This window comes from Micromonospora fluostatini, from assembly GCF_050410825.1.
GTDB classification, from domain to species: Bacteria; Actinomycetota; Actinomycetes; order Mycobacteriales; family Micromonosporaceae; genus Micromonospora; species Micromonospora rosaria.
In genome coordinates, this window is sequence record NZ_CP191251.1 from 4,344,141 (window position 1) to 4,359,994 (window position 15,854).

Annotated in this window: 17 protein-coding genes; 6 read left to right on the forward strand and 11 right to left on the reverse strand. The window is 74.4% G+C overall.

What is annotated here, in order from left to right; translation table 11 throughout:
- On the reverse strand, window positions 1-1,113 hold the full coding sequence (locus tag ACQUFX_RS18960) for an FAD-dependent monooxygenase (protein WP_428961672.1): 1,113 nt from the start codon (window positions 1,111-1,113) through the stop codon (window positions 1-3).
- Window positions 1,114-1,412: 299 nt separating this feature from the next.
- Here ACQUFX_RS18960 and ACQUFX_RS18965 point away from each other — a divergent pair, with 299 nt between their 5' ends.
- Window positions 1,413-2,546, forward strand: coding sequence for a GH12 family glycosyl hydrolase domain-containing protein (locus ACQUFX_RS18965; RefSeq protein ID WP_428961673.1), 1,134 nt, complete (start codon window positions 1,413-1,415; stop codon window positions 2,544-2,546).
- An 11-nt stretch (window positions 2,547-2,557) separates the two neighbouring features.
- On the opposite strand, the gene ACQUFX_RS18970 is transcribed toward ACQUFX_RS18965, so the two are convergent.
- From ACQUFX_RS18970 to ACQUFX_RS18985, 4 genes are all read right to left on the reverse strand, one after another.
- The gene (locus ACQUFX_RS18970) at window positions 2,558-3,343 is read right to left on the reverse strand and encodes an aldo/keto reductase (RefSeq protein ID WP_428961675.1); all 786 of its coding nucleotides are present in this window, start codon (window positions 3,341-3,343) and stop codon (window positions 2,558-2,560) included.
- A gap of 328 nt (window positions 3,344-3,671) precedes the next feature.
- A complete protein-coding gene (locus ACQUFX_RS18975) occupies window positions 3,672-5,456 on the reverse strand; it encodes a glycoside hydrolase family 15 protein (protein ID WP_428961676.1) in 1,785 nt (594 codons plus the stop codon).
- Between the two features lie 39 nt (window positions 5,457-5,495).
- The gene (locus ACQUFX_RS18980; RefSeq protein WP_428961677.1) at window positions 5,496-5,888 is read right to left on the reverse strand and encodes a cupin domain-containing protein; all 393 of its coding nucleotides are present in this window, start codon (window positions 5,886-5,888) and stop codon (window positions 5,496-5,498) included.
- Between the two features lie 293 nt (window positions 5,889-6,181).
- Window positions 6,182-6,739 (reverse strand): septum formation initiator, encoded by a 558-nt coding sequence (locus ACQUFX_RS18985; RefSeq protein WP_428961678.1) that lies wholly within the window; start codon window positions 6,737-6,739, stop codon window positions 6,182-6,184.
- 103 nt (window positions 6,740-6,842) lie between these two features.
- Between ACQUFX_RS18985 and ACQUFX_RS18990 the strand changes: the two genes are divergently transcribed.
- From ACQUFX_RS18990 to ACQUFX_RS19000, 3 genes are all read left to right on the forward strand, one after another.
- On the forward strand, window positions 6,843-7,538 hold the full coding sequence (locus ACQUFX_RS18990) for a response regulator transcription factor (protein ID WP_428961680.1): 696 nt from the start codon (window positions 6,843-6,845) through the stop codon (window positions 7,536-7,538).
- Complete coding sequence (locus ACQUFX_RS18995; RefSeq protein ID WP_428961681.1) at window positions 7,535-8,818, forward strand: sensor histidine kinase; 1,284 nt, start codon at window positions 7,535-7,537, stop codon at window positions 8,816-8,818. The genes ACQUFX_RS18990 and ACQUFX_RS18995 overlap by 4 nt, the downstream gene beginning before the upstream one ends.
- A gap of 349 nt (window positions 8,819-9,167) precedes the next feature.
- The gene (locus tag ACQUFX_RS19000; RefSeq protein ID WP_428961682.1) at window positions 9,168-9,710 is read left to right on the forward strand and encodes a PepSY domain-containing protein; all 543 of its coding nucleotides are present in this window, start codon (window positions 9,168-9,170) and stop codon (window positions 9,708-9,710) included.
- A gap of 101 nt (window positions 9,711-9,811) precedes the next feature.
- On the opposite strand, the gene ACQUFX_RS19005 is transcribed toward ACQUFX_RS19000, so the two are convergent.
- Both ACQUFX_RS19005 and ACQUFX_RS19010 read right to left on the reverse strand, forming a co-directional pair.
- Window positions 9,812-9,997, reverse strand: a complete 186-nt coding sequence (locus tag ACQUFX_RS19005) for a DUF397 domain-containing protein (RefSeq protein WP_428961683.1) — start codon at window positions 9,995-9,997, stop codon at window positions 9,812-9,814.
- Between the two features lie 103 nt (window positions 9,998-10,100).
- Window positions 10,101-10,982 carry a sulfotransferase domain-containing protein gene (locus ACQUFX_RS19010; RefSeq protein WP_428961684.1) on the reverse strand — a complete coding sequence of 294 codons (882 nt, stop codon included), beginning with the start codon at window positions 10,980-10,982 and terminating at the stop codon, window positions 10,101-10,103.
- A 102-nt stretch (window positions 10,983-11,084) separates the two neighbouring features.
- Between ACQUFX_RS19010 and ACQUFX_RS19015 the strand changes: the two genes are divergently transcribed.
- The gene (locus ACQUFX_RS19015) at window positions 11,085-12,191 is read left to right on the forward strand and encodes a beta family protein (protein ID WP_428961685.1); all 1,107 of its coding nucleotides are present in this window, start codon (window positions 11,085-11,087) and stop codon (window positions 12,189-12,191) included.
- Window positions 12,192-12,225: 34 nt separating this feature from the next.
- On the opposite strand, the gene ACQUFX_RS19020 is transcribed toward ACQUFX_RS19015, so the two are convergent.
- Window positions 12,226-12,507, reverse strand: coding sequence for a HesB/IscA family protein (locus tag ACQUFX_RS19020; RefSeq protein ID WP_428961686.1), 282 nt, complete (start codon window positions 12,505-12,507; stop codon window positions 12,226-12,228).
- Window positions 12,508-12,762: 255 nt separating this feature from the next.
- Here ACQUFX_RS19020 and ACQUFX_RS19025 point away from each other — a divergent pair, with 255 nt between their 5' ends.
- Entirely contained in the window at window positions 12,763-13,497 is a 735-nt protein-coding gene (locus tag ACQUFX_RS19025) for an MIP/aquaporin family protein (RefSeq protein ID WP_428961687.1), read from the forward strand.
- 55 nt (window positions 13,498-13,552) lie between these two features.
- On the opposite strand, the gene ACQUFX_RS19030 is transcribed toward ACQUFX_RS19025, so the two are convergent.
- The 3 genes from ACQUFX_RS19030 to ACQUFX_RS19040 form a co-directional block, all read right to left on the reverse strand.
- Window positions 13,553-13,858, reverse strand: a complete 306-nt coding sequence (locus ACQUFX_RS19030) for a hypothetical protein (protein ID WP_428961688.1) — start codon at window positions 13,856-13,858, stop codon at window positions 13,553-13,555.
- Window positions 13,859-13,984: 126 nt separating this feature from the next.
- Window positions 13,985-14,995, reverse strand: coding sequence for a hypothetical protein (locus ACQUFX_RS19035; protein WP_428961689.1), 1,011 nt, complete (start codon window positions 14,993-14,995; stop codon window positions 13,985-13,987).
- A 233-nt stretch (window positions 14,996-15,228) separates the two neighbouring features.
- On the reverse strand, window positions 15,229-15,846 hold the full coding sequence (locus ACQUFX_RS19040) for a pentapeptide repeat-containing protein (RefSeq protein WP_428961690.1): 618 nt from the start codon (window positions 15,844-15,846) through the stop codon (window positions 15,229-15,231).
- Between the last annotated feature and the right edge of the window lie 8 nt (window positions 15,847-15,854).

Below are 15,854 nucleotides of genomic sequence, written 5' to 3' on the forward strand. Positions count from 1 at the left end.
TCACAGCGGGTCCACCAGGAGCCGGTAGTGCTCACCGAAGATGCGTCCACCCCGCCCACGCAGCAGGGGGTCGCGCAGCGCCGGCGGCACGTCGCGGGTCCGGTTGCGGTCCCGGGTCCGGTCCCGCACCCACCGGGTACGCGGCCGGCGTCGGCTCTCGTACGCCGCCAGGGCCGCCTCGACGGTGTCGGCCGCGGTCAGCGCGTCGGCCAGCACCACGGCGTCCTCCAGCGCCATCGCCGCCCCCTGGGCCAGGGTCGGGGCGGTGGCGTGCGCGGCGTCGCCGACCAGCAGCACCCGGCCCCGGTACCAGCGGCCCAGCTCGACCTCGTCGGTGCGTTCGGCGCGCACCTCGACGTCGGTCAGCGCGTCCAGCACCCGGGGCACCGGCCCGCCGTACCCGCCGAAGAGTTCCCGCAGCCGCGCCCGGGGGTCGGCGGGCACGTCGGTGCCGGCCTCGTCGGCGTAGCAGTACAGTCGCCCGCCGCCGATCGGGATGGTCAGGAAGCTGGCCCGCTGGCCGAGCAGGGCGGTCCACTCGGTGACCCGGGGGCCACCCCGGAGCACCGCACGGTAGACGACCTGGCCGGCGGGGCGGGGCGGGCCGCCGAGCGCGGCGAGGGTACGCACCGAGGAGCGCGGCCCGTCGGCACCGATGAGCAGGTCGTACTCCCCGGTGGTGCCGTCGACGAAGGTGACCCCGACCCCACCGGGCAGCAGGTCGACGGTGCGCACCTCGGCACCGTGCCGGACCGCCCCGCCGGCCCCGGTGAGCAGCACCCGGTGCAGTTCGGCGCGGGGCAGGGCGCGGCACTCGCCGACCCCGCCCCAGAGGGCGCCGAGGTCCACCTCGCAGAGCGGGTCCCCGGCCGCGTCGAGGAACCGCTGCCGGTGGATGAGCTGGCCGAGGGGGCGCACCGGCCCGTCGAGGCCGAGACGCCGCAGCGCGCGGGCGGCGTTGCCGGGCAGGTACAGGCCGGTCTCGGCAAGCTCACTCGGGGGCTGCTTCTCGGTGACGTCGGGCCGCAGACCGACCATCCGCAGTGCCCGCGCGACGGCGAGGCCAGCGATGCCCGCGCCGACGACGAGGACACGCAGGGAGGAACCACCCATCGTGCTGTACGCCTCCGAGGGGGTGCGGGACGCGTTGGAGGCAAGACACTACTCGGTGCAATCGTGGCACGCCAGGGTCGTTCGACCCGCGAGTCGACCCCACCCTCACCCGCGTCGATCCACCTCCCCCCAGGTCATGACCATCACGCCAGGTCCGACCCGGTCCGCGTGGGCGGACCTGCGACGATCCAGTTGCGGGAGCGTTTTATACATGTGAATGTATCGGTTGAACCTGGGAGCGCTTCCGCTCGTACCCCACGGCAGTCCGGCGCCCCCAACGCCCTGAGCCGAGGAGCATCATGAGACGAACCCTGCGGGCCGTCCTGGCGGCCGGCCTGCTGGCCGCCGGCACGGTCGTCGCCGTCGCCCTGGGTGGCAGCGCGTCCGCCGACACCCAGATCTGCGAGCAGTACGGCTCGACCGTGATCCAGAACCGGTACGTGGTGCAGAACAACCGTTGGGGCACCACCGCCCAGCAGTGCATCAACGTCACCGGAACGGGCTTCGAGATCACCACCCAGAACGGCAGCAACCCCACCAACGGCGCACCGACCGCGTACCCGTCGATCTTCGTGGGCTGCCACTACACCAACTGCTCCCCCGGCACCAACCTGCCGATCCAGGTCAGCCAGATCAGCAGCGCCACCAGCGCCATCAGTTACCGGTACGTCAGCGGCGCGGTCTACAACGCCTCGTACGACATCTGGCTCGACCCGAGCCCGAAACGGGACGGGGTGAACCAGATGGAGATCATGATCTGGCTCAACCGGCAGGGCCCGATCCAGCCGATCGGCTCCCCGGTGGGCACCGCCACCATCGACGGCCGGAGCTGGGAGGTGTGGCGGGGCAGCAACGGCGCCAACAACGTCATCTCGTACCTGGCCCCGTCGGCGATCAGCAGCGCGAACCTCAACCTGCTGGCCTTCATCAACGACACCCGCAACCGGGGCGCGATCACCAACTCCTGGTACCTGACCAGCATCCAGGCCGGCTTCGAGCCGTGGCAGGGCGGCGCAGGTCTCGCCGTCACCAACTTCTCCGCCGCGGTCAACGGCGGCGGCACCAACCCCACCACGCCGCCCACCACCCCGCCGACCACGCCGCCGGGTGGCAGCGGCGGCTGCGCGGTGAAGCACACCGCCAGCTCGTGGAACACCGGCTTCACCACCGACCTGCAGATCACCAACACCGGGTCGACCACGGTCAACGGCTGGACCCTGGTGCACAGCCTGCCCGCCGGGCAACAGGTCACCAGCGCGTGGAACGCCACGGTGAGCCAGAGCGGCAGCACGCTCACCGCCCGCAACGTCGGCCACAACGCCACGATCGCCCCGGGCGGCACCGCCAGCTTCGGCTACCAGGGGACGCTGTCCGGGGCGTACGCGGCACCGACCAGCTTCACCCTCAACGGCGTCACCTGCACCCGGTCCTGACCCGCCCGAGGTCAGTGGCCCAGGGCGTCGATGTCGCGCATCTCCTCGGTGGTGAGCGAGAACGAGAAGATGTCGGCGTTGGCGCGGATCCGCTCCGGGGTGACCGACTTGGGGATCACCACGATCTCGTGGTCGACGTGCCAGCGGAGCACCACCTGGGCCGGGGAGACGCCGTGCGCGGCGGCGATCCGGGTGAGCACCGGGTCCGCCAGGTCGCTGGTCTTGAACGGGCTGTACCCCTCCAGCACGATCCCCCGGTCCCGGTGCTCCCGGTGCCGCCGCCGGTCGTACAGCGACGGGCTCCACCGGATCTGGTTGACCGCCGGGCGCTCGTCGGTCGCCTCGGTCAGTTCGTCGAGTTGGGGGGTGGCGTAGTTGCTCACCCCGACCGCCCGGGTCAGCCCGGCGTCGCGGGCGGCGAGCATCTCCCGCCAGACCAGGACGCTGTCCGCCGGGTCGGACGGCGGCCAGTGGACCAGCCAGAGGTCGACCTGGTCCAGGCCGAGCGCCCGCAGGCTCTCCTCGATGGTCTCCCGTTCCCGGCCGACCCGTTCCGGCGGCAGCTTGGTGGTGACGAAGACGTCCTCCCGGCGCAGCCCGCTGTCCCGTACCGCCCGGCCGACCTCGGCCTCGTTGCCGTACATGGTGGCGGTGTCGACGTGCCGGTACCCGGCGTCGAGCGCGGCGAGCACGGCCTCGTACCCGGCCTCGCCGGTGGCCTGCCAGGTGCCGAAGCCGAGCAGGGGCATCCGGACGCCGCCCGGGAGCGCGACGGTGGGCTGGTCAAGGGTGGTCATGGCGGGTGTTCTACCCCCTGATCGGACGGCCGAACCCGGCCGGACGCCGTGGACGCGCCGGAGCCCGACGTCGACGCGTGGGTCGTCGACGCCGGGCTCCGGCCGGTGGTGCCGGCGGACCGTGCCGTCCGTGCCGGGCACCGGGTGGTGGTCGACGCCAGGTGATCTCGGGCCGGACCCCCACGGCTCCAGATCGGGAGGTTGCGGGTCAGCCCACCCAGGGAAAGGGCTTTCCTGACAGTCAGGCTAGGACCGCCCGAGCTGCAGCGTCAATGAGTTGCGTTTGCAGGAATGTTGCAGAGTTCACATTGTGCGGACGGCGCCGGCGTCAGTCGGTCGCGGGGTCGGTCAGCCGCCACGCCGCGCTGATCAGACCGATGTGGGACAGCGCCTGCGGGGTGTTGCCCACCTGCGCGCCGGAGACCGGGTCGACCTGCTCGCTGAACAGCCCGACGTCGTTGGCGTGGGTGACGGCCCGCTCGAACAACGCCCGCCCCCGCTCCGGCTCGCCGGCCAGCACCAGGCACTCGACCAGCCAGAACGAGCACATCAGGAACGCCGCCGGGTCGGTGGGCCAGCGCCGTACCAGCCCGTCGCCGGTGCCCAGTTCCCGCTCCACGGCCGCGATGGTGGCCCGCATCCGGGGATCGGTGGCCGGCAGGAACCGCACCAGCGGCAGCAGCAGCGCGGAGGCGTCCAGCTCCGCCGAGCCGAACACCCCGGTGTACGCGCCGACCTGCTCGTTCCAGCCGGCACGCAGGACGGTGGCCCGGATCTCGTCCCGGATCGCCGCCCAGCGGGCCGGATCGGCCCGCTCCCCCAGTCGGGGCGCCAGCTCCACCGCCCGGTCCAGCGCCACCCAGCAGAACACCTTCGACGACAGGTGGTGCCGCTCGGCGTCCCGGGCCTCCCACATCCCCCGGTCCGGCAGCCGCCAGGTCCCCGCCACCTCCTCGGCCAGGTCGACGACCATCTCCCGGATCTCGGTGTCGAAGGTCTCCCCGAGGTACTCGTGCAGCCGCCACACCGCCAGGATCACCTCGCCGGGCACGTCGAGCTGCCGCTGCCGCCACGCCTCGTTGCCCACCCGGACCGGCCGGCTGTCGGCGTACCCGCGCAGGTGGCCGAGCTCGCGCTCGGCCAGGTCCCGCTCCCCCTCCAGCCCGAACAGCACGGGCACCGGGGCGTCCCCGATCCGGCCGACGGAGCGGGCCGCCCAGGCGAAGAGGCGGTCCGCCTCCTCCGGGCAGGCCGCCACCCAGAGCGCCCGCATGGTCATCGCGAAGTCGCGCAGCCAGGAGTAGCGGTAGTCGTAGGTGCGGTCGCCACCGAGCCGTTCCGGCAGCGAGGTGGTCGCCGCCGCGGCCACCGCGCCACTACGGGTGTACGTCAGCCCGGTCAGCACCGTCGCACTGTGCCGCACCAGGTCGGCGTACTCGCCGTCGTACCGGTGCGTCTCCCGGAACGCCTCCCAGGCCCGTACCGTGTCGGCGAGCGTCGGCACCGGGTCCAGCCGGGCGGGCGGGTCGCCGTACGCCGCCCCGTACGCCAGATCGAAGCCGACGGTCTGCCCCGCCGCGACGGTGACGTCGCACCGGACCCGGTCGCCGGCCACCCGCAGCGACCCGCCACCGCGCAGCGCCAGCACCACCGGCCCGGCGGTGGCCAGCACCGACCCGTCCGGCCGCTCGTGCAGGTACGGGGTGAGCCGGCCGTACTCCGGGCGGGGCGCGAAGTCCAGCCGCATCGGTACCCGACCGGTCAGCCCCTCCACCACCCGGACCAGCACGGCCGGCGAGTTCAGGCCCAGTTCGTGCCCCCGCGCACCCGGCCCGGCGGCGAGCGCGTCGGTGACCGCCACGCTGCCGGTGGCGGTGTGGTGCACGGTCCGCAGCACCAGACTGCCCGGCCGGTACGCGCGTTCGACCCGCCCGGGGGTCACCGGGGCGAGCCGCCAGTGCCCGGCCCCGGGGTCGAGCAGCCGGCCGAGGACCGACGGGCCGTCGAACCGGGTGGGGCACCACCAGTCGACGGAGCCGTCCCGACCGACCAGCGCGCCCGACCGGCAGTCGGAGAGGAACGCGTAGTCGGCGATCGGCGGCTGCTGCGGCACCCGCCCCGGATACCCCGACCCGGGGCGGGTTCACCCGGCTCAGGAGGTGGGTGGCTCGTCCTCGCCCGCCGCCTCCGCCCGGTCGGCCTCCTCCTTCGTCCGGTGCACCGCGCCGTCGGCGTGCTCCGGCGGGCCGTACACCGTGTAGAGGACCAGCGGGTTCGGCCCCGTGTTGACGAAGTTGTGCTTCGTCCCGGCCGGCACCGCCACCAGGTCGCCCTGGGCGACGGCCCGGGTCTCCCCGCCGACCCGGGCCTCCCCGGCGCCGCTGACGAAGGTGAGGATCTGGTCGATGCCCTCGTGGACCTCTTCGCCGATCTCGCCACCGGGCGGGATGGTCATGATCACCAACTGGGTCTGCTGGCCGGTCCACAGCACCCGCCGGAAGTCCGGGCTCTTCTCGGCGACGGTCGCGATCGTGAAATGTTCCATGTGACGCTCATACCCGGCCCCGGCCCGATCCACGCCGGGAATCGCAGATGGTGGAAGGCGGCCCGGAAGCGAGGTTTGGATTCCCCCGGGCCGGGGATCGAGGAGCTGTCCGGCGCAGTGCGGTGCCGGTCGAGCCAGGTCCCCGCCGACGTACCGCCGTAGGGCTGCGAGGGTGGGAGACGGCCAGAGCGCGGCGACGTCGGACTTCGGTCGGACGGCGCCGCGCGCTCGTCGTGCGGACCCGGCACGGCTGCTCGCGTCAGGCCGACCGGCCACCGGGCCGGGCCGACCGGTCAGTCGTCGTCATCGTCATCGTCGTCGTCCGGGATGAGCACCGGTTCCCCGCCGACGCACTCCACCTGGAGTTCGTGCTCGCCGCCCGGCCCGGCGAAGGTGACCTCCACGTCGTCGTCCGGCCCCCGCTCGAACTCCACGGTTCGGTACCCCTGGGCCGGGGTCCAGGCCACCAGGTACGCCGCACCGCCGGGGCGGCACTCGGCGACCGCGCTGCCCCCCGTGACCACGAGGACCCGCCGTGACCCGGCCGGGCTCGCCGACGGGGTGACCGGGGGCGTCACCGACGGCGTGGCCGAGGGAGCGACGGTGGGGCTCTGCGGCGTACCGGACGGCCCGGTGGTCGGACCACCCGGACCGGTCGAGGGGCCCGGCACGGCCGGGGCGGACGGCACCGGCGAGGCCAGCGCCCGGGCGACCTCCTCCTGGCTGAGCACCCCGCCGGGGGTACCGGCGATCCCCTCACCCACGAGCCGGATCGCGCCCAGCCCGAGACCGGTGGCGAGAACGGCGGTGGCCAGCCACCCGACGGCGGCGAGCAGTGTACGGCGACCCATGCCACCGACTATCCCCGAAGCGACGTTGGGCGGGGCTCTGCGGGGGGATAAAGGAAGGTTAAGAACAGTGGTGCCCGTCGAGCGGCCGGCTAGCCTGCCTGGTGTGCCCCGCCTGCTGCTCGTCGAGGACGATCTGACCATCCGTACCCCGCTGGTCCGTGCCCTACGGGAACGCGGCCACGCCGTGGCCGCCACCTCCACCGCGATGGACGGCCTCCGGGCCGCGCTGGACGACCGCCCCGACCTGGTCGTGCTCGACCTCGGCCTGCCCGACCTGGACGGCCGGGAACTGCTCCGGATGCTGCGCGCGGTCAGCGCGGTACCGGTGATCGTGGCGACCGCCCGCGACGACGAGCGGGAGATCATCCGGGTCCTCGACGCGGGGGCCGACGACTACGTGGTCAAGCCGTTCACCGCCGCCCAGCTCGACGCGCGGGTCCGGGCGGTGCTGCGCCGGGGCCCCTCCGCCGCCGACGCCGCCGACCCGACGATCACCGTGGGCGGGCTGCGGGTCGACCCCCGCTCCCGGCAGGTCACCCTGGACGGTACGGCGGTGGAGCTGACCCCGCGCGAGTTCGACCTGCTGCACCACCTCGCCGGCCGGCCCGGTCAGGTGGTCACCAAGCGGGAACTGCTCACCGAGGTCTGGCAGATCCCCTACGGCGGGGCGGACAAGACCGTCGACGTGCACCTGTCCTGGCTGCGCCGCAAGCTCGGGGAGAGCGCCCAGCAGCCCCGGTACCTGCACACCGTCCGGGGTGTCGGGGTGCGCCTGGCCGACCCCGGGGCGGACCGGTGAGGGGTCGGCTGGCCCTGCTGGCCGCCGCGGTCGGCGTCCTCGTCCTGACCGCGTTCCTGGTGCCGCTGGCCCTGTTGGTCCGCGACGTCACCGCCGACCGGGCCACCGTCCGGGCCACCGCCGACGCGCAGAGCCTGGTGCCCGTGGTCGGTACCAACGACCCGGAGACCATCCGGCTCACCGTGGAACAGCTCGTCGCCGAGTCCCGCCGACCGGTGAGCGTCTTCCTGCCCGACGGCACGATCCTCGGGGCGGCGACCCCGCGTACCCCGGCGGTCGAGCTGGCCGCGCGGGGGCAGAGCCTCACCGCCGACTTCGCCGACGGCCGGGAGGTGGTCATCGCGGTGCAGGGGCGCACGGACGGCACCGGCGTGATCCGGACCGTGGTGCCCGCCGCCGAGCTGACCCACGGCGTGACCCGGGCCTGGCTGCTGCTGGCCGGGCTCGGCATCGTCCTGGTGCTGGTCGGCCTGGCCGTCGCCGACCGGCTGGCCCGCAGCCTGGTCGGGGCGATCACCGACCTCTCCACCGTCTCGCACCGGCTGGCCAACGCCGAACTCGACGCCCGGGTCACCCCGGCCGGACCGGCCGAGCTGCGCGAGGTCGCCGGGGCCCTGAACCACCTCGCCGGCCGCATCCAGGTGCTGCTGCGCGAGGAACGCGAGCAGGTCGCCGACCTGTCGCACCGGCTGCGTACCCCGTTGACCGCGCTCCGGCTGGAGGCCGAGTCGCTGCGCGACCCGGCGGACGCCGCCCGGGTCACCGCCGCCGTCGACGGGCTGGAACGGGCCGTCACCGGCCTGATCCGGCAGGCCCGCTGGCGTACCCCGACCGCCGGGGCCGCCGTCTCCGACGCGGCGGCGATCGTCGGGGACCGGGTGGCGTTCTGGTCGGTGCTCGCCGAGGACACCGGCCGTACCGTCACCCTCGACCTGGCCGAGGGTCCGCTCCCGGTGGGGGTGCCCGCCGACGAGTTGGAGGCGGCGGTGGACGCCCTGCTGGGCAACGTCTTCGCGCACACCCCCGACGAGACCCCGTTCACCGTGCGCCTCGCCCCGGACGGCGGTCGCGTGCTGCTGACCGTCGCCGACGAGGGGCCGGGCATGCCGCCCGGCACGGTCCGTCGGGGCGCCAGTCACGGCGGCTCCACCGGCCTCGGTCTGGACATCGCCCAGCGGGCCGCCCAGGCCAGCGGCGGCTCGCTGGAGGTCGGCACCGGCCCCGGAGGCGGAGCCCAGGTCCTGCTCCGTCTCGGTCCACCCCGCTCCCCCACCGACTGACCCACCCACGCCACCCGTCGGGCCGCCGAGCTGCCGGAGCGCCGGGGCACAACAACCGTGGTCAGCGGACCGCTGGCGGGCAACCACACACTGGCGTCCTGTCGAGCTGCCCCGCCCACGAGACCAGCCGGGCCACAGCCCCCGCACGCCACAGCCCCCGCCCCGCACGCCACGGCTTCCGCCCCATCGGTGAGGGCAGCTCGACAGGGCGCCGAATCGAACACCCGGCGGGCGGGAAGCGCCGGCCCGCAGCGGCCGGCGGCTTAACCGGGCCTTAGCAATCGGACAGCGCGCCCCTATCCACCCAGGACCGATCCTCGATTGCAGCAACGAGGAGAGGATGGACCCGATGAACCGGATCTCACTGGTACTGGCCGCGATCGGCGGAACCGCCGTGCTGTCGGTCACCGGCGTGGCGCTCGGCAGCGCCGCCGCCGACCGCACCGCGCAGCGCAGCGCCGACACCGCACTGGTAGCGACCACCAGCACACCCGACACGAACACCCCCGCCGCCCCCGCGACCGACGCCAACCCGGCACCCGGCCTGACCGCCACCACCCGCGCCGCCACCGACACGAGCACCCCGCCGGCCAGCCAGGACACCATCAGCCGGGAGCGGGCCGGCGAGATCGCCCTCGCCGCCGCCGGCGGCGGCCGCATCGTCGACGTCGACCGCGAACGCGAGCACAACCGCCCCGTCTGGAGCATCGAGATCATCAACGGCACCACCGAGTACGAGATCGACGTCGACCGCGAGAACGGCAAGATCCTCGACACCGAGAAGGAGCCGGTAGACGACGACGATGACGACGACCGCGACGACGACGATGACGACCGGGATGACAAGGACGACCGGGACGACGACGATGACGACGACCGGGACGACAACTGACGTCCGGGACTAGGCAGAGCAGGTAGCGAGAGAGCAGAGGGAGCCCCGGGTCGGGGCTCCCTCTGTCGTGGTGGGCTGTTCGACGTGCCTGCGGGGGCTGCTCAGCGCTGGAGGTCCCGGGTGAAGCGGGCCCAGGCGGCCGGCGCGAACACCAGGGCTGGGCCGGACGGGTCCTTGCTGTCCCGCACGGCCACCGCGCCCGGGAGGCCGTCGGCGACCTCCACGCACGCGCCGCCGTTCGGGCCGCTCTTGGTCGACTTACGCCAGGTGGCGTTGCTCAGATCCATGCTTGGGCCGCTTCCTTGATCAGGTCGAGGGACTGCCAGGGGCCGCACCGCCCCGGGACCGATCGAGGGTAACAAATATGGCAACGGCGGTCACGATCCGTGATCAGCGGTGCAGCCAGGCGAGCAGGTCCGGCGGGGCCAGGGCGGCCACCCGGGCCTGGTAGCGGGCCAGCACGGCCGGGTCGAGCAACGCCCGGCCCTGCCCCGAGGTGCCCGACCGGAAGAACGCGGCGCGGCTGCGCAGCACCCCGGCCGGGTCGGGGGCGAGCTGGTCCGCCCGCTCCCGCATCCGCCCGAAGGTGGCCGCGTCGACCAGGTCGGGCCAGTCCCGCTCCGGCACGTCGAAGCCGAGCCGGTCGGCCAGCCGGCGCATCTCCCCCGCCAGGTCGGCCAGCAGGTCGGCGTAGTGCACGAGGACGACGTTGGGCTGGCCCCGACGCCGCCAGGCATCGGTGAGGTGCCACAGGACACCGGGCAGCGAGTCCAGTTCACCGCGCGGGTCGGCCTCCCGGTCCACCCAGCGGCCCAGCCACTCGGGCAACGGCCACCGCGGCCCGGTGGGGCCGACGGGCTGGCCGGTCAACTCGTGCATCCGCTCGCGGTCCAGGTTCCGTGCCTGGTGGTACAGCGAGACCGCCATGTCCAACGGGTGCCGGGCGACCACGACGTACGTCGCCCGGGGGTCGAGCGGCACCCCGTCGAGCGGGGTGTGCGTCTTGACGAACCGCCGGTGCTCCTGGGCGGCGAGCCGGGCGACGACCTCGTCGCGGGGCTCGACCAGCCAGTCCAGCCAGGGCGACAGCCGCGACAGCGGGGCCGGCAGGTCGGGGGTACGGAACACCAGCAGCGCGCAGATCATCTGCATCCAGGTGGTGCCGCTCTTGGACCGGGTGCTGATCACGATGTCGCCGGTGCGGAACGGGAACCCGAGCCACCGGGCGCTGTCCTCGTCCGGGGAGCGGTAGCGGAAGGGGTCGGCAGGCACCAGGGCATGGTAGGGACAACCCGGGTCGTCCACACCGGATTTGGCGGGGCAGGTGGGCCGTTCGGGCCTGTGATCGGGGTGTTCTGGCAGGTAGATTGAGGCATGGTGCCCGCCCACGAGGGCTGGGCAGGCCGCCGGGCAGGCCCGCCAGCGTCGGAACCCGTCTACCGTCCCCTTCTCGCCGGCCGGCGAGGTGAGTTCGAGGCCCTCCGCCACCTCGACCCCAGCACCGCCGCGCTGGTCTCCCCGGTCATCGTGCTGTCCACCGTCGACCGGTCCACCCTGGACGCGCTGGGCCGGCTGCCGGCCGGCCTGGTCCCGGCGGTGGACCTCCGCGCCGTACCGCACACCCCGGAGGCCGAGCCGGCCCGCTGGGGCGTACCCGTGGTGCCGGTGGTCGGGCTCGCGGAGGGCGACCACCGGCTGGTCGCGCACGGCGCGGCGGCCCGGTCGTCCGCGCAGCGGGCGGTCGTGCGGCTCCCGGCCGACCGGAGCTGGACCGGCCCGGACGCCGCCACCGCCGGGCTGGAGCGGGTCTGCCGGCTCACCGGCCTGCTGCCGGAGCAGTTCGACCTGCTCGTCGACGCGGGCGACGTCTGCTGCCCGGCCGACGTGCGGCTGGCCGAGTCCCGGGTCCGCAGGTTGCTGGAGTGGGCCCGGCGGCATCCCTGGCGGTCGGCGACCGTGGCGTCCGGCGGGATGCCCCCGGCCCTGTCCGGCCTGCCCACCGACGAGCCGGTCCGGGTGGACCGCTGGGACCGGGTGCTCTGGCGTCGCCTGGCCGACCTGGGCGTCGGGTACGCCGACTACGGGATCAGCCCGGCGGGCCCCGCCGACCGGGAGCCGGGCGACCGGTTGCCGACGGTGCGCTACACGGCCGGCGACGCCTGGTGGGTCTACCGCTGGTCGAGGCGGGGTGGCCGGGGTGACGAGCGGTTCGCCGACCTGTGCCGGACGCTGGTCGCCGCCCCGCACTGGCCCGCCGCCGGGGCCGCCTTCTCCTGGGGTGACCAGGAGTTCCTGCGCCGGGCCCGGCGGGTGACCGGGACGGGGTCGCCGACGAACTGGCTGGCCTGGGGCACCTCCCACCACCTGGCCCAGGTGCTGGCCGAACTGCTCGCCCCGCAGCGGGAGCGACGGGCCGACGACGGGTGGTCGGCCCGGCACCGACCGTCCCGGGGCGCCGGCCGACCGGCCACGCCCCGGTGACCCGACCAGCACTCGGGCAGGGCCGGCCGGTGGGTCAGTCGCGCTCGGTGAAGCCGAACTGGATGATCCCGTCGTCGTCCACGACGGCGTCGACGGAGGTGTCGTGGAGCAGTTCGGCGGCGTCCGGGTCGAGGAAGATCCGGGCTCCGGAGTCGTCCACCACCTGGTCACCCGCCGCCGGTTCGGGCACCAGCTCGATGGTCAACGAGCCGGCCTCGGTGTCGGCGGCGATGCGGACCCCGCCGGCATCGCTGACGTCCTGCTGCGCGGCGAGGTCACGGATCACGAGCACGGCGTTGTCTGTCATGGTCAACATGGCGGAACTCCTCGTGGATTCTCGGCTCGCGGGTACGCCGGAGCGGGCCGGGACCGGACTGCTGGGCGGCCCCGATGCGCGGCGCGGCGACGCGGCGGGCCGACGGCACGGCCCGGGTACGGGCCCCTGGAAACGGGTCTTGCCCGGCACACCGACCCTACCCCGTGAATCGGGTCGGGACGGGCATCCTGCCCGGCCCGGGGGACTCGTCGCTATTCTTGTGATTCGCCCGGATATCAGCCATACGCTGACCCTATGGACGACGCCCGCCGGTACGCCGCCGAGTTCCTCGGCACCCTGCTGCTGGTCTTCTTCGGAGTGGGCAGTGCCGTGGCCGCCCGGGTCCAGGGCGGCGTGGTGGTGGTCGGGCTCGCCTTCGCCTTCATCGTCCTCGCGCTGGTCTACGCGTTCGGTCCGCTCTCCGGCTGTCACATCAACCCGGCGGTCACCATGGGGGTGCTGCTGTCCCGCAAGATCTCACCGGTCGGCGCGGTGGCGTACTGGATCGCCCAGTTCGCCGGTGCCGCCGTGGGCGGTTTCCTGCTCTGGGCGCTGACCCGGTGGGGCGGGGTGGTGGACCAGACCGGGGCCCTGGGCACCACCGGGTACGGGGCGAACATCAGCCGGGGTGGCGCGATGCTGCTGGAGACGATGCTGACCTTCATGTTCGTGCTGGTCGTCCTGGTGGTGACCAGCCGCCCGGAGCACGCCGGCTTCGCCGGGCTGGCGATCGGCATCGCGCTCGGGGCGGCCATCCTGCTCGGCACCACCCTCGACGGGGCCTCGCTGAACCCGGCCCGGTCCTTCGGTCCGGCGATCTTCGAGGGCGGCGTCGCGCTCCGCCAACTCTGGCTGTTCATCGTCTTCCCCCTGCTCGGCGGAGCCCTCGCGGCGCTGGTGGCACCGCTCGTCCTGCAACGCAACCCGCGCTACCGGGGCGGCCCCGAGCAGCAGCCACCCCGTCCCGGACCGGGCCAGAGCCCGGCCTGACCGCCGCCTGGCGGGTCGGGCACGCCCTCGGTCGGGACGGGCGGCGGAAGCGTCGTCAGGCGCCCGGTCGGACGGGCGGCGGGAGCACGGCGGCCGGGTCGCCCTGCTCGACCAGCGCGTCGATGGCGGCCGGCGGCAGGCCCCGCAGCGCCAGTACCCGCCGCCCCCACCGGTGCAGCCGGCACGGGTGCGGGTTCGCGTCGTTGCGGCAGACCGTCCCGCCCGACCAGCGCCGGGGCGCGTGCACCACCACCGCCCGGACGGCGAACTGCGCGTCCTCCCCGGTGACGTACGGCGGCAGCGGGATCTCCCGCAGCACCTCGCCGGTGGACTGGGCGGAACGGAGGGTCGTGCTGCTCATCGGAGGAGCCTCCACAGCGGATGAACGGTTCGGACCAGCCACGACGCTAAGCCCAGGTGCCGATCCCCACGACGGACAAACTGTCCCGCCCCGGCACCCACTGCACCGAGCCCGCCCGTCGCCCCGTCAGCGCAGCGCCACCGCCTGGAGGCTGACGCTGCCGCAGTCGGGGTTGAAGGCGTGCTCGGTGATCCAGGACAGCGACAACCGGGTGCCCCGGGGCGCCTGGAACCGCACGTCGAACCCGGCGGTGTGCTCGGTGTGCGGGTCCTCCAACCGGACCGTGGCGGCCGGGCTGCCGTCGGGCAGTCGGGCCTCCAGCCGGCCCCGGGCCATCCAGACGCCGACGTACAGCCGGGCGGTGCGGACCTCGCCGTCGCCCGCCACGGCCAGCGCGAACCCACTGTCCGTGCCGCAGGTGTGCACGCCGGTCGAGGTGCCCGTCTCCTGGTGCGCCTCGGCGCCGTCCCGCCAGGCGAACACCTCCGGGTTGGTGTCGTGGCCCGCCCGGACACCCGGCCCACCGGCGTCCACGATGGCACCGGAGCCGTCCCGCTTGCGGACCGTCGAGTCCGCGCCGCGCGACCCCCAGTGCAGCCAGTCCCGGGTGCCGACTCGGGTGAGGTCGACCGTGGCCGGCACCTCGACCCGGGTGATGCTGAGGACCGGACGCGCCGGGACCGGCAGGGTGCCGTCCGGCGCCGGTGCCGCCGAGCCGGCCTCGGGGGTGGCCGTGGGCGTGAGGGCCGGCCGGGCCCGGGGGTTCAGTCCCGGCGAGACCACGGCGGGCAGCGCGCTGGCGGTCCGCCCGAAGCTCGGCCGTTCCACCCCGGCCTGCCCGCCGGGCACGATCGCGGGGTCGGTCCCCGGTCCCGGTGCGGACTCCCGGCCGAGGTACGCGACCAACCCGACCAGGCAGACGACCACGGTCAGCCCCTCGACCGCCCACAGCCGGCGCTGCCGGGTCCGGGCCATCCGCCGCTGCGCGCTACGGGTCGGCTGACCACTCCCGGCCGCCCCGGTACCCCCGTCAGCCGCCCCGCTGCCGCCGCTCGGCGTGCCCGCGCCGGCGGCGGTCGGGGCCGTCGCCGGGACACCGGAGCGCCGGCAGGTCCGCTCGCGGTCCGTCTTCCCCACCCGACCTCCACTCCCCAGCCGCCGCACACCGATCCGTCTCGGACCCGGCGCTGGCAACCGCGCCGGTTCACGGTGTCACCGGATCGGCCCGGACACCAGATGGAAACCGAGCGATTTTGTCATCGATCAGTCACCACGGTGTCAATGGGGTCGGCGGTCGGGAATTCGGGCCGGACGTCCGGAACACCCGGACCACACGGCGCCGGACCGCAGGGCCGCCGGACCGGACGGGCTCAGCGGATCTCGAAGCCGAGCGCCTGGGCGATCACCAGCGCCTGCGTCGCGTCGATCAGCGCGCCGGCGCGGCTCACGGTGGTCGGATCCAACCCGGTCAGGTCGCTGCCGCGCAGGTCGGCCCGGGTGAGTCGGCTGCCCGCCAGGTGCGCGGCGGAGAGGTCCACCCGGGTCACCGTCGCGCCGGTCAGGTCCACGCCGGTCAGGTCGGCCTCACGCAGGCGTACGTCGGTGAGGACCACGCCGCGCAGGTCCGCCTTGGGCAGCGCGACGAAGGACCAGTCCCCGCCCTCGACCCGCAGCGGGCGCAGGTCGCACTCGTCGAAGGTGCTGCCGACCAGCTTGCAGCCGACGAACTCGGCGTCGAACAGGTTGCACCGCCGGAAGCCGCACCGGACGAAGGCCGAGTCGACGTGCCGGGAGGCGTTGAACCGGACCCCGCCGAAGGTGCACTCGGTGAAGGTCGCGCCCCGGGTGACCGCCTCGGTCAGGTCGACCCCGTGGAACTCGCACCGGACGAAGTGCCGGTCGACCAGTTCCTCGGCGTACCAGTCGTCGCGGCGGAAGATGGCCTCGGTGACCGGCTCCGGCCGGGTGGTGTCGGGCGGTTGCGGCATCCGGTCAG

Bases quoted from the DNA above. Each gene is read 5' to 3' on its own strand.
- ACQUFX_RS19020 (WP_428961686.1), bottom strand. From the start codon at position 12,507: ATGTTGACCATGACAGACAACGCCGTGCTCGTGATCCGTGACCTCGCC.
- ACQUFX_RS19015 (WP_428961685.1), top strand. From the start codon at position 11,085: ATGGTGCCCGCCCACGAGGGCTGGGCAGGCCGCCGGGCAGGCCCGCCA.
- ACQUFX_RS18970 (WP_428961675.1), bottom strand. From the start codon at position 3,343: ATGACCACCCTTGACCAGCCCACCGTCGCGCTCCCGGGCGGCGTCCGG.
- ACQUFX_RS18980 (WP_428961677.1), bottom strand. From the start codon at position 5,888: ATGGAACATTTCACGATCGCGACCGTCGCCGAGAAGAGCCCGGACTTC.
- ACQUFX_RS19005 (WP_428961683.1), bottom strand. From the start codon at position 9,997: ATGGATCTGAGCAACGCCACCTGGCGTAAGTCGACCAAGAGCGGCCCG.
- ACQUFX_RS19030 (WP_428961688.1), bottom strand. From the start codon at position 13,858: ATGAGCAGCACGACCCTCCGTTCCGCCCAGTCCACCGGCGAGGTGCTG.
- ACQUFX_RS18960 (WP_428961672.1), bottom strand. From the start codon at position 1,113: ATGGGTGGTTCCTCCCTGCGTGTCCTCGTCGTCGGCGCGGGCATCGCT.
- ACQUFX_RS19025 (WP_428961687.1), top strand. From the start codon at position 12,763: ATGGACGACGCCCGCCGGTACGCCGCCGAGTTCCTCGGCACCCTGCTG.
- ACQUFX_RS19040 (WP_428961690.1), bottom strand. From the start codon at position 15,846: ATGCCGCAACCGCCCGACACCACCCGGCCGGAGCCGGTCACCGAGGCC.
- ACQUFX_RS18985 (WP_428961678.1), bottom strand. From the start codon at position 6,739: ATGGGTCGCCGTACACTGCTCGCCGCCGTCGGGTGGCTGGCCACCGCC.
- ACQUFX_RS19000 (WP_428961682.1), top strand. From the start codon at position 9,168: ATGAACCGGATCTCACTGGTACTGGCCGCGATCGGCGGAACCGCCGTG.
- ACQUFX_RS18965 (WP_428961673.1), top strand. From the start codon at position 1,413: ATGAGACGAACCCTGCGGGCCGTCCTGGCGGCCGGCCTGCTGGCCGCC.